Genomic DNA, 11,739 nt, shown 5'->3' with positions numbered 1-11,739 from the left:
GTTTTCCCCACAGGCCCGCACCTGCACGGGCGATCGCATCACGACATTCCTCCGCACCACGACATTCGCGGAACTTTCCCCCGCCTTCTGCTTCCAATTGAACGTCGCGAGCCACAACGCAAGCGGAGGTCTGCCATGCACCGGATTATCCACCTTCTTCTGGCCATTCTGCTCATGCTTCCAGCAGTCGCGGTTGCCGACGGATTGATCGTCGTGCATAACCCCCCGCCGATGCCCGGGCACTTCGCCTTTGCGCCGCTGGAGGTCGCCTACCACCACGTGAATGTGAAGATCGAAGATCGCCTGGCCACGACCAGCGTGGACCAGGAGTTTTTCAATCCCAACTCGCAGCGATTGGAGGGGACGTACCTGTTCCCGCTGCCGGAGGGCGCGATCATTGACAGGTTCTCGATGGACATCGACGGCACGATGGTCGAAGCCGAACTGCTCGACGCGGGCAAGGCGCGCCAGACCTACGAGGAGATTGTCCGCCGCTACCAGGACCCCGCGTTGCTGGAGTACGTCGGCCGCGGCGCCATGAAGGTACGCATCTTCCCCATCGAGCCGAATTCCAGAAAGCGAATCAAGCTCAGCTATACGCAGGTGCTGAACATCGATTCGGACGTGATGGAATATACCTACCCGCTGAACACGGAAAAGTTCAGCGCCCGACCGCTGCGAAGCGTGTCGGTGAACGTGGACCTGACGAGCAACACCCCCATCAAGTCGATCTACTCGCCGACGCACGATGTTGAAGTCCGGCCTGAAAACGAGAAGCGCGCGGTGATCGGTTTTGAAGCGAAGGACACTCGGCCGGACATTGACTTCAAGCTCATCGTCACGCGCCAGCCCGACCCGGTGGGGCTGAGCCTGCTGGCGCATCGCGAGCCTGGGCAGCGTGAAGGGTACTTTATGCTGCTGGCCTCGCCCGGCTTCCTCGAATCGCGCGACGAGATTCAGCCCAAAAACATCTGCTTCGTTTTGGACACCAGCGGCTCGATGGCCGGGCCAAAGCTTGAACAGGCCAAAAAGGCCCTGCTGTTTTGCCTGGCCAATCTCAATACCGGCGATCGGTTTGAGATCATCCGTTTCAGCACGGAAGCCGAGAACCTGTTCGGCAGCTTCGTCGACGCCAAGCCACAGAATCTCGAGAAGGCACGCGAGTTCGTTGGCAGGCTCAAGCCGATCGGCGGCACCGCGATCGACAGCGCCTTGGCGCTTGCCCTGGCCCTGCCGCGCGACGGCTCGCGACCGACGAGCATCATCTTCCTCACCGACGGGCAACCCACCATTGGAGAACGCAACGAAGACCGCATCGTCTCGCGCATCGCCAGACCCGACATGAAACTGCGCGTTTTCCCCTTCGGCCTGGGAACGGACGTGAACACGAATCTGCTGGATCGCATCGCCAATCAGACCCACGCTTTCCCTCAGTACGTCCTGCCTGCCGAGGACATCGAGGTGAAGGTCAGCAACTTCTACACCAGGATCCAGTCGCCGGTGATGACGGACATCAGGCTTGAGCTGAGCGGCTCATCCGACGTTCGCATCAGTCACTTGTACCCCGGCGAGCTGCCGGACCTGTTCCGCGGACAGACGCTGGTGGCGTTCGGGCGCTACAGCGGCGGCGGGCAGTCGCTCGTGCAGATCGCCGGGATGCGCAATGGCCAGCGCGCCGTCTTCCAGACCAGCTTCAATTTCCCCGAAGAGCAGACGGGCAACAGCTTCATCCCTCGGCTGTGGGCGACGCGGCGTGTTGGCTGGCTGCTTGACGAGATCCGCCTGCATGGGGAGTCGAAGGAGCTGGTGGATGAGGTCACGCAGCTTGCGCGACAGCATGGGATTGTCACGCCGTATACCGCGTATCTGATCCTGGAGGATGAGCGACGGCGCGACGGGGTGTGGCCATCTTTTGTGGATCACGCGGCCCGGCGGGATTCACGGTCCCAATAGGCATCCCATTGCCCGCTCTCGCGTAGGGCCAGCAGGTTCATCATCGCCGCCGCATTGTCACGATCCCACTTCATCCCCGGCCGCTTCAGTCGCAGCGTCAGCGTCTTGCACGTGGCCTCGGTCGGACCCGAGCCGATGTCCCAACCTTCGGCCAACGCCTGGGCGTAGTCCAGCATGTCCCGCCGTTGCTCGAGGTAATTCCGCAGCCCGCGCAGGCTCTGCTTCTTGGTCGGCGAACGCGACCGCTTCTCCAGCTCCGCGATCGCCGACAGCATCCCCGTCACGTCCGAACGTTTCGCTTCTGCCAGCCGATCGTGAGCCCAGGACCGGGCCGCCTGACCTTCGCCCAGGCAACAGCGCGCCGTCGCGTGCACATGCTCGGCCAGATGGTAAAAGTCCAGCAGGATCACCTGCAGGAACAATAGCGCCAGGCAGACCTGCCGATAGATCCAGACGGCCCCGTCGAACAGGCAGATCGTCTGATCGGCACGCTCAAAGCCAATCTGTCGGGCGTAGCTGGCCAGCAGCGGGGCGAACTCCTTGCTCAGCTTTTCCGTCGCCAGCACGTGGCGGTGGGTCTTGTCCTGATCGTAGAAGACCGCGATCTTCATCTCCTTGAACCGCTCGTCGCTGCCCGGCTTGGGCGGCGGCAGATCTTTGGCGTTGCCCACGCCCGCCTTGCCACGCTGCTGGCGGCGGGTCACGTGCTGCTGGCGACGCTTGAGCTTCTCGGCCTGCGTGACCGTCGGGGCCATCACCCCGTCCACCCCGCCATAGGCTCGCGTGCGTCCGCTGCCATCGGGCAGCTTGGCCTGATCCGCCGACCAGGCCGCCGGCAACTGCCCCGAGTCCCGCACCTGCCGCACGTGCTGGCCTTCACCTTCGGTAATCTGACGCAGCCGTTCCTTGCTCAGCGACAGCCCGCCCACACGCTTCAGATCTCGGCGGGACTGATCGAAGTCCTGGCCGATTCCCATCAGGCAGCACAGTTGCCTTGCCCCGGGCGTCACGTTCGACTGCTGCACGCCCGCCAACGCGTCGCCGGGACAGCACCCGCCGGCTTGCTTGCCCCAGAAGTATTTGCGCTGCAGACGCACCTCACCGGCGGCGCTGAGCACGTCCAGCCCGCGCTTTCCCTTGTCCTGCGCCAGGGGCGGAGGGGGAAAAAGCGCCGCTGGTTTCGGCGGCGTCCAACTTCGCTTGCAGGATCCGCTCGAAGGCTTGTGCCGTCAGCTTCTGAAACAACTCGCGAACCTGCCATTCGCTGGCCGCGATCCACGACCCGTCCGGCGCTTGTTCCACGGCGTTGATTGCCTGATCCAGAGATTGGTGAAATTGTTCCGTTAGTTCGCGCTTCAGCGATTCGCGATCCATGCGGCCTCCTTGCCGTTAAAGGCGGAGCCGCCTATCTCTTACCTCACCCCACAGAAAATGGCCACACCCGCGCGACGTGCCGGTGACCCTGCGAACCATGCGCGAGCTCGACGCTGACCGCGAAGCCCGCGGCAAGATCGCCAGCGTCTACGACGCCGCCAGCGCAAGCTCGGGGCGACAGCTCAAGGCTGGCGAGCTGGCCGTCGCCAACGCCGCCAACATCAATGACCTCAAGCTCGGCAGCAACGTCCAGCAGGCGCAGCAGCCGCTGGCCATGACCAAGCCGGCGCAAATGCAGCCGGACGGACAAGCCGTCAGCGGCTATCGCGTCGCGCAGAGCTACGCTCAGCAGGTGCGTGTGCTCAATGGCCGCGCGTTCTATCAGAACGGCACGACCTGGACCGACGCCACCGTGCAGAGCAGGCAGAACCTCAAGCGTCAGCAGATCAAGTTCAACAGTGATGAGTACTTCGCGTTGCTGGCCAGATACCCCACCGCCGCCCCGTGGCTGTCGCTGGGCAATGAGGTGGATGTGGTGATCGAGGATACGCTGTATGTGGTGAGGTGAAGCTTATCTCGGCGATTTTGCTCGACGCTCACCCCGCAATGAGCTTCTTCATCGCCTCGGCTTCCCATTGCTCGAGTTGCTGCATACGATGCTCATATCCGACTACTCGTTCCCGGATGCCGAGTAGATCGCAGGTCTCCCTCGTCGCTGCTCTTGCGTGGACAAATGCGTAGAAATAGCCAAACGCAACCTGCTTCTCTAGCCATGCGAAATCGCCATGTTCAGCCGTGGGTCCGGCGTGAACCAACGCGCAAAGCGTCGGATAGATCTGAACGTAGGCGTCTTCGCATTCGAGGGAGATCTGCTTGGCGCGCCTGCGGACGTCGCCTTCGCCCGTCCAGTGACGCGGCCAACGCGGATTGCCTTTCGCGTCTGCTCCCCATATTCGCGAGACCTTATCACGCATTGGCTCGGTCGCATCCGCGCGGCTCATGAACTCCTGAAAAAGAGTGATGTCGATCTGTGACGCAGGATTGTGCTGCTTGTGGTCAACGACCTTCTGCGCTGCCATATACCGATCGACATCTGGAAAGGCCCGGAAGCGCTCGAACCACGTCTCCTCAGGGAACTTTTGCAGCCACCTCAAATCAAGATAGTGCTCGAAGATGCATCGCGCGCCAGCGCCGATCGCCTGCATGTCGTGCGTAGTATTCAATCGTTCAAAGGTGATCAGCCATCGGAGCACGCGAATGAATGGGTACAGAATGACCCGATAGCGCTTCGGTGCTGCGGCTGGATTGTCCTTACATTGGGCATCAATTGCTGGCATCACCGCGTGTTCAATGAACTTCCGCACGTCCTGCGTTAGCTGGTAAACGTGATTGCAGCACGTCGTGTACGTTGTCTTCGGCATCTCGGATCCCTCCAGCTCTGTATGTGGTGGGATTACAGGTCCGACGCCGTCTCGGGCCGTTGCCGGCGCGGAACAGACAGGGGGCGTCTGTCCTCCGCATCGCATGAGCTGGACAATGTCCTCCATGCAGAACGGATCGCCCCCTGTGCGGGAATGACAAGAGAACAGCGACCCATCGCCAGTGCCAGACTCAGCCAATCCCAAACGTGTCACGCGCCATCACTAGCAGTCGGTTCTGACCGATGTGGCGCGCCGCCCGCGCGATGGCCGCAACCGTAGGGCAGGCAGTTCTCGGCGCCGTCTTTGTCGTTTGTTGCATCATCACACTCGTCGGATAAGCTGTGGTTCGACATCGCGCGAGCCGTGCATGATCGCAAGTACATCGATCCCGTCTGGAAGCGGCAGATAGTAGATCAGGTGATTGGGGAAGCCCTCAACCCACCATGATCGCACCTCGGACAATGCCGAATTGCTGAACTCCTTGCGACTGCCCATGCCAGGCATCCGCGACAGGTCCTTAAGTGTCTTCTGCACGGCTTCCACGAACCGGCGGGCCGCATCTTCGTTCTCCAACAGAAGGTAGGATGCGAGTGCGACGATGTCTTCATCCACCCCATCGCGGCGGCAGATTCTGCTCACTTGGGCTGCCTCCGCGCGATCTCGTCTTCCACTCGCTGCCGGATTTGGTCAAAGTCGCGATCCGTCATTTCCCGCGGCGGGCCGCTCTGGAGCCGGTCCAGCAGGTGTTGCTCCGTCCGCTCGCGCTCAATGCGCTGCTGATCGCGGCGGATAAGGTCGGCGAGGTATTCGCTGAGGCTGGCGTAACCGCCGCCAGCGACCCGCTGCTCGGCAAGAGCCCTGACGTCTTCAGGCAACGAGATGTCGAGTTTGGTCATCCGCGAGTCTCCAAGGGTCATTATAGCTTACTCAAACTCAAACGCATCCCGCGCCATGACCAGCGGGCGGTTCTGGCCGATGTTCAGCAGCAATCCGGCGGCCATGTAGCTGGCGAGCAGGCTGCTGCCGCCATAGCTGATGAAAGGCAGGGTCACGCCGGTGACCGGCATCAATTTGGTTGCGACCATGAGGTTGAGAAACGTCTGTCCGGCAAGCAGCGAGACGACTCCGATCGCCAGGAGCTTGCCGAACGGCTCGCGTGTCGCCGCTGCAATCTCGATCCCCGCCGCGAAGAGCACGATGTACGCCAGCAGCACCGCCGCCGACCCGAAGAAGCCGAACTGCTCGCCGATCAGCGCGAAGATCATGTCGTTGTGTCCTTCGGGCACGCGTTGTCCGACGGGGATGTTGCCGACGCCCTTGCCGCTGAATCCGCCGGAGCCGAACGCCGTCAGCGCGTGATGCTGCTGGAAGCCCTTGCGCTGGAGAGTCGCCGGGTCGGAGTGGAACATCGCGTAGACGCGCTCGCGCTGATAGGTGCGGACCAGTTCGGGCATGTGCCGGAAGACCGGCAGGTCGGTGCCGCTGAACCAGATCAGCGGCGCCACCGCCAATCCCATCCCCACAACCGCCAGCAAATGCCTGATCTTCGCCCCCGCCACGAACAGCATCGCAAACAGCGCGGGGATGAAAATCAGTGCCGTGCCCATGTCCGGCTGCTTGAGGATCATGGCGATGGGAATCAGCGCCAGCGCGAAAGGCGGCAGCAGGCCAACAAGCGTGCGATAGTTCGATCGGAATCGGAGATATCGCGCCAGCACCATCACGAACGCGATCTTGGTCAGCTCCGCCGGCTGAAGCGACGCCGGGCCGAAATTGATCCAGGCATAGGCGCCATTCACCTTCCACACGCCCGGCACGCGCACGACCGACCCCAGCAGCGTGTAGCCGATCAGCAGCAGGCTGAAGATATAGAACGCCCAGGAATAACGCCCGATCTTCTGGTAATTGACTGCCTGGAACACCGCCATGCAGACGATGGCGACGACCAGGAACGCGACCTGCTTTCGCCACTCCGGGTTCGGGTCCAGGCGCGTGTCGGCCCAGATCGAGATGATCCCGATCGTGGACAGGACCGCGACAGCGACCAGCACCGGCCAGTTGGTTGCGATCGCCAGTTGTTTCCACAGCGCGTTCATGACTGAAACCGCAGATGAACACGGATGAACACAGATGTAGTTGGTGCCAGAAGCGATCTCAACCCTGTTTTCTGTGCTCAGACAGAGCCTGACGCGCCCTCAACTGCTTCGACCCATCCGCTGATCCGTCTGCATCCGTGGTTCATTCCTGATACAACCTGGCGAGCACGGCGCGATGGGGGTTGCCCGGGGGACACAGCAGCCAAAGCGTCTGTCCCTTTTCGGGGATTGCGGCCGAGGTGGGAACGAGCATCGACCAGACGCGCCGGTCCGGCCCGTCGCGAAGCGTGAAGCGCACGATGCGCGACCGCGGCGCCATCGCCGACTGCCGGGTTTCGACAACAATCCCCGCCGCCAGCGGCGCCATGCGCCATGATCGCAGCACGCCGTGGCGCTTCCAGATCGTCACGCCCGCCAGCACCACCAGCACCGGCACCAGCACCCCAAGCCCGGTCAGCTCCTGCGCCCATGACTTGGGCTCGGTCGCCTCCGTCCATCGCGTCGGGTCATTTGGATCCACCCGGATGGGAAAGGGCATTCCCTCCATGGCAAAGGCGCCTTCCTTTGGCGGCAGCGACTCGACCAGCTCATAGCGCTTGCCATTGAGCGTAAAGATGATGGTCGTCGGCAATGGCTCGGTACGGAGCTGACGCTTGGGCTTGAGATGTCCGCCAGTCTGGCCCAGCGTCGCCACCACCGCAGTACCATGCTGAATGAGCCAGCGATCTCGCCTGGCCTGGCTGATCCGCGTGGCCGTGAAATAGACCGTCACCAGCGCCACCAGCACCGTCAGAATCAGCCAGGTGCGCACCGGCAGCTCGGCCCAGCTTCGCCTGCGGGCGCGGCGCGTGAGCGGGCGTGGCGGAGGCGGAAGCTGCGGCGGCTCAACCTCCGGCATCATGGTCTGATGCCGGCTGTCCGTGCCGGCCGCTCTGGAGAACGGTGGTTCGATCGACATCGTTTCGCCGAAGGTATCCGTGCTGCACGCAGGCATCAAGCAGTTGCCTCGCCACCTGTCCGGCCGTCGCCCCGCCTCCGCCGCCATACTCTACCATGACCGCAAACGCGATCTTCGGATCGTCCGCCGGGGCAAAGCCGATGAACCACGCATGCGAGCGGCGATCCTCGCGCTCGCCGGTCCCTCGATACCACGGCGCACGCGGGTTGGGTTGCGCGTGCGTGCCAAGCGCCAGCACCTCACGCTCGGGAACTTCGCGCTCAACAATCTTCACCGTGCCGTTCTCATCCTTGACCGGAACCGGCACCTTCCGCATGACCGGGCGGTTCAGCGCGTCGCGCCGTGGAACCGTCAGCGGCGAAGCCTGCGCCGAACCGGTCTTGCCTGCCACAAGCAGGTCGTCACGACGGGCACTGCTGCCCGTGCCCGCCGCACTGTTCACCGCTTTGGTCATGCCCTCCCGCACGGCGGCGATGGCGGCCGCGGGAAGCTTCAAATCCACCCGATCCGGCCCGGGCGTCGCGCTCGCGACCACTTCCGTCCCCGGGGGCACCAGCCGCGGACGCATCCACACGCCACCGCGGGCGATCGTCGCCGCCACGTTGGCCATCTGGATCGGCGTGGCCAGCACCTGCGACTGCCCGATCCCGCTGAACCACACCGCCGCCCGACGCTGCGCCGCAGGCACCAGATTCGACCGCGGAATCTGACCCGACGCCTCGGCGATGCCGATCCCCGTCGGACGACCCAGACCGAACCGGTCGAACCAATACGCCAGCCCCTCCATGCCCAGCCGATCGGCCAGCGTCTCGAAATACACGTTGCAGCTTCGCTCCAGCGCATCCGTGAGGTTCAGAAATCCGGTCGGATGCGGGGCGTTGGTCGGAATCGGATGATGCGCCGGCGTCATCCCCATGCCTTGCAGAATCTGCCCGAAGTTGGATGCCACCCAGCAACGGCCCAGATTCCTGTACGTGCGCCCGTTGAGCTGAAGATATCCGGTGCACTCGATCGTGTCGTTGACTGCGATCAGGCCCTGGGCCACGGCGCCCAGCCCCACGATCGGCTTGGCCGTCGAACCCGGCTCCAGCGCGAACTGCGTGGCGCGGTTCATCAGCGGACGGTTGATGTCGTCCTGTGCCAATTGCTCGTACAGCTCGTCGAAACGGTTCAGGTCGTAGCTGGGATGCGACACCATCGCCAGCACCTGTCCGCCCGGCACGTCGATCACCACCGCCGCCCCGGGCATGTCCAGGCGATCCTTCCAGTTGCGCGACGGATCCAGCACATCGCGATGCTCCAGCACCACCTCCCTGAACGCCAGCTCCAGGTCATGCTGAAGCTCGATGTCGATCGTGGTGGTCACGTCGATTCCCGGCACGGGCTGCTGGCGGGCGATCTCACGCTGTCCGTCCTCGCCCAGGTAACGCTCGATGCGACCGCGCGACCCGCGAAGCAGCGGCTCGCACAGCGCCTCCAGCCCCGTGCGACCGATCAGATCGTTCGGCCAGTAGCGGCGAAGATCGTTGCCGATGTTGGGATCGGCATCGACATCCTCGCGCGTGACGCGAGTCAGGTGCCCGATCAGATGCGCGCCCACATCGCGATACGGATAATAGCGGTGGACGCTTGGCTGAAGCACCAGTCCGGGAAAGCGGTCCAGGTTCTTGCCCAGGTAGATGTGCACGTCGTTGCTGATCGCCCGCAGCACCACGTGCGGCTGCGTCTGCTCCGCCACCGTCGTGGCGAACTGGTCGATCTCCGGCGCTTCCTGCGTGTCGTCGATCAGCCACCGCTGGTACCACGGCGAGGGCTGGCGCTTCTCCAGCTCCCTTAAGGCGCTGCGATAGCGGTAGTACCACACGTACCGGCGACGCATTTCCACCCTGCGTACGATCGACTGGCGAATCTCGAACATCTGCTCGGCGGACATTCCCCCCAGTTGCGCCAGCGTCTCCCACATGATCCTGATGTCCGTGAGCACGCGTGAGCACTCGTCAGCGAGCATCTGTTGGCGGGCCTGGCGGTCCAGTTGCCGCAGGCTGCCCCCCAGACGCTCCGCCAGCCGCTGGGCGGCCAGCCGGTTGACCCACTCGGGGTCCGGATGCCGGGGAATGGCGCGGAAATCGACGCAGGCGTCGATGCAGGCCACGTCCTCTGCGATCACCCGCCCCTTGCGATCCAGCAGCCGACCGCGCGTGGTTTCAATCAGCTCCGGGCGTGTCATCACCCGCACCGCCTGCTCACGCCAATGATCGCGCTCCAGCACCTGCACCTGCACCGCCCGCGCCAGCAGCACCAGCGTCAACAGGCACAGAATCGCCAGGAAGATTTTCGCCCGACGCTCGAACATCGCTTGCCGCACGGGCTTTTGGCCCGCGAATCAGACCCGCGCATAGGCGGCAGGCCCGCGCTACAGTCGCATCTTTCGCCTGGGCGGCTGGAACGAAAACGCCCGCCTCATCCGCCCCAGCAACCCCAGCACCAGCGGCGCCAGCAACGCCGTATACAACGCCGAATAGAACAGCATCATCGGCGAAAGCCACGGCCCGCGAATCCAGCCGTGAATCAGCACGATCCCCCCGTACAGCAGCCCGCCCACCAGCGCCAGCGACACATGCGTCAGCGGATGCGCCCGGTACACGACCTGCTGCGTGCTGACGGTAAACATCGCCAGCAGGCCGTAGGTCATGGCGAACAGCCCCAGCGGCTGCTGCGTGACCAGGTCGTGCAGCAGCCCCAGCCCGAAGCACCCCAGCAGCGCCGCATCACGCGGAGCGTTGATCCCGATGAAGATCGCCGCCAGCATCACCAGGTTCGGCCAGGCGCCGCCGATCGTGACATGCCCCCTCAGCCCGATCTGCAATCCGAGCACCAGGTAGGCGAGGATGAAGTACGGCAACCAGCGCATTTGGCCAGTGAGGATTGAAGGCCGAAGGATGAAGTGAGGTTGCTGCTGCTTCAACCTTCACTCTTCTGCCTTCATCCTCTTTCTCTGTTCATCACCATCACTTCCCGCAGGGTCAGCAGCGACTGATCCGGGACCACTCGGATTTCCATGAACCCGGGACTCTTGCTTGGCGTGATCTTCTCGACCCGGCCCAGACGGTAGCCGTCGAGCAGGATCGGCCAGTCGCGATCGCTGAGCACCACCCAGTCGTCGGTTCGGATCCCCACCTCTTCGACCTTTTTCTGCGGGATGTTGCGGATGAGCATGGTGCCGTCGCCGGCGCCCTCGACCAGCACCAGTTCCGCCGCCAGCCGGTCGAACTGCGGCGAGCCGTCGGGCCGCGTGGTAAAGCGTGCGAAGGCGGCGGTGATCGGCTTGAACTGCCGGTCGGTGATCAGCAGCACCCGTGCCCCCCCCACGCCCGCGCTGGCGATCCGACCAACAATCCCTCCGGTGTACACCACCGGCATGTCGATACGCAGCCCGTCCAGACTCGAACCGGCGATCAGCAGTGACTGCCGCGGCCCGGCATCCGGTCCGATCACGCTGAACGGCGTGCAGAACGCGCGAACCTCACCGAGCTTGGCACGCTCCGCCTCCAGAACCGCGATCCGCTGCAACTGCCCGCTGAGACTGGCCACCTGGATCCGCAGCCGCTGGTTTTCGATCAGCAGTTCTGCGCTGCTCCGCGGCTGCCGGGGAGATCCGTCGTCACGCAGCGGCTGACCCGCAATGCGTGAATGCACCCACCCTGCCAGCCGATTCACCGGCCAGGACACCGGCGCAAACAGGTTCTGCACCTGCGCCCGCACGCGATCCCCGGCCCGCACCGGCAACACGAACGCGCTGACAAACGCCAGCCCCATCAGCGCGAAAAAGACGTGGTTGAAGCGGAGGTAAGACATCCTTGTCTTCTTGCACTGCTGCGCCGGTCGGCAAATCCCGCGGCTGCGCCGCGGCGCCGCGAAGCGGAGCCGCAGGATCATC

General features: G+C 63.8%; 12 protein-coding genes. 2 read left to right on the top strand and 10 right to left on the bottom strand.

Annotated elements, in window-relative coordinates:
- Positions 1 to 135 precede the first annotated feature (135 nt).
- Positions 136 to 1,953, top strand: coding sequence for a VIT domain-containing protein (locus ACQS5P_RS13070; RefSeq protein WP_428937058.1), 1,818 nt, complete (start codon positions 136 to 138; stop codon positions 1,951 to 1,953).
- Here ACQS5P_RS13070 and ACQS5P_RS13065 read toward each other — a convergent pair.
- Both ACQS5P_RS13065 and ACQS5P_RS13060 read right to left on the bottom strand, forming a co-directional pair.
- Positions 1,920 to 3,071 (bottom strand): hypothetical protein, encoded by a 1,152-nt coding sequence (locus ACQS5P_RS13065; RefSeq protein WP_428937057.1) that lies wholly within the window; start codon positions 3,069 to 3,071, stop codon positions 1,920 to 1,922. The two genes, ACQS5P_RS13070 and ACQS5P_RS13065, sit on opposite strands and share 34 nt — an antisense overlap.
- Positions 3,052 to 3,327 (bottom strand): hypothetical protein, encoded by a 276-nt coding sequence (locus ACQS5P_RS13060; RefSeq protein WP_428937056.1) that lies wholly within the window; start codon positions 3,325 to 3,327, stop codon positions 3,052 to 3,054. The genes ACQS5P_RS13065 and ACQS5P_RS13060 overlap by 20 nt, the downstream gene beginning before the upstream one ends.
- 97 nt (positions 3,328 to 3,424) lie before the next feature.
- Between ACQS5P_RS13060 and ACQS5P_RS13055 the strand changes: the two genes are divergently transcribed.
- A complete protein-coding gene (locus ACQS5P_RS13055) occupies positions 3,425 to 3,895 on the top strand; it encodes a hypothetical protein (RefSeq protein WP_428937055.1) in 471 nt (156 codons plus the stop codon).
- Between the two features lie 28 nt (positions 3,896 to 3,923).
- Here the strand turns inward: ACQS5P_RS13055 and ACQS5P_RS13050 are convergent, their stop codons facing one another.
- The 8 genes from ACQS5P_RS13050 to mreC form a co-directional block, all read right to left on the bottom strand.
- The gene (locus tag ACQS5P_RS13050; RefSeq protein ID WP_428937054.1) at positions 3,924 to 4,748 is read right to left on the bottom strand and encodes a DUF5677 domain-containing protein; all 825 of its coding nucleotides are present in this window, start codon (positions 4,746 to 4,748) and stop codon (positions 3,924 to 3,926) included.
- 321 nt (positions 4,749 to 5,069) lie between these two features.
- On the bottom strand, positions 5,070 to 5,387 hold the full coding sequence (locus tag ACQS5P_RS13045) for a type II toxin-antitoxin system RelE/ParE family toxin (RefSeq protein WP_428937053.1): 318 nt from the start codon (positions 5,385 to 5,387) through the stop codon (positions 5,070 to 5,072).
- Positions 5,384 to 5,644: a ribbon-helix-helix domain-containing protein gene (locus ACQS5P_RS13040; RefSeq protein ID WP_428937052.1), complete on the bottom strand. Its 261-nt coding sequence runs from the start codon at positions 5,642 to 5,644 to the stop codon at positions 5,384 to 5,386. Before ACQS5P_RS13040 ends, ACQS5P_RS13045 begins: the two co-directional genes overlap by 4 nt.
- A 27-nt stretch (positions 5,645 to 5,671) precedes the next feature.
- Positions 5,672 to 6,844 carry an FtsW/RodA/SpoVE family cell cycle protein gene (locus tag ACQS5P_RS13035; protein WP_428937051.1) on the bottom strand — a complete coding sequence of 391 codons (1,173 nt, stop codon included), beginning with the start codon at positions 6,842 to 6,844 and terminating at the stop codon, positions 5,672 to 5,674.
- A gap of 142 nt (positions 6,845 to 6,986) precedes the next feature.
- Positions 6,987 to 7,745, bottom strand: coding sequence for a hypothetical protein (locus tag ACQS5P_RS13030; RefSeq protein WP_428937050.1), 759 nt, complete (start codon positions 7,743 to 7,745; stop codon positions 6,987 to 6,989).
- Entirely contained in the window at positions 7,729 to 10,155 is a 2,427-nt protein-coding gene (locus ACQS5P_RS13025; protein WP_428937049.1) for a peptidoglycan D,D-transpeptidase FtsI family protein, read from the bottom strand. The genes ACQS5P_RS13030 and ACQS5P_RS13025 overlap by 17 nt, the downstream gene beginning before the upstream one ends.
- A gap of 60 nt (positions 10,156 to 10,215) precedes the next feature.
- Positions 10,216 to 10,767 carry a rod shape-determining protein MreD gene (mreD, locus tag ACQS5P_RS13020; protein WP_428937048.1) on the bottom strand — a complete coding sequence of 184 codons (552 nt, stop codon included), beginning with the start codon at positions 10,765 to 10,767 and terminating at the stop codon, positions 10,216 to 10,218.
- A 17-nt stretch (positions 10,768 to 10,784) separates the two neighbouring features.
- On the bottom strand, positions 10,785 to 11,657 hold the full coding sequence (mreC, locus tag ACQS5P_RS13015; RefSeq protein ID WP_428937047.1) for a rod shape-determining protein MreC: 873 nt from the start codon (positions 11,655 to 11,657) through the stop codon (positions 10,785 to 10,787).
- Positions 11,658 to 11,739: the final 82 nt, after the last annotated feature.

The organism is Fontivita pretiosa (genome assembly GCF_050410795.1).
Lineage (GTDB): Bacteria > Planctomycetota > Phycisphaerae > Tepidisphaerales > Tepidisphaeraceae > Fontivita > Fontivita pretiosa.
The sequence above is the reverse complement of the archived record's forward strand: the minus strand, read 5'-3'. Positions and strand labels throughout refer to the sequence as shown.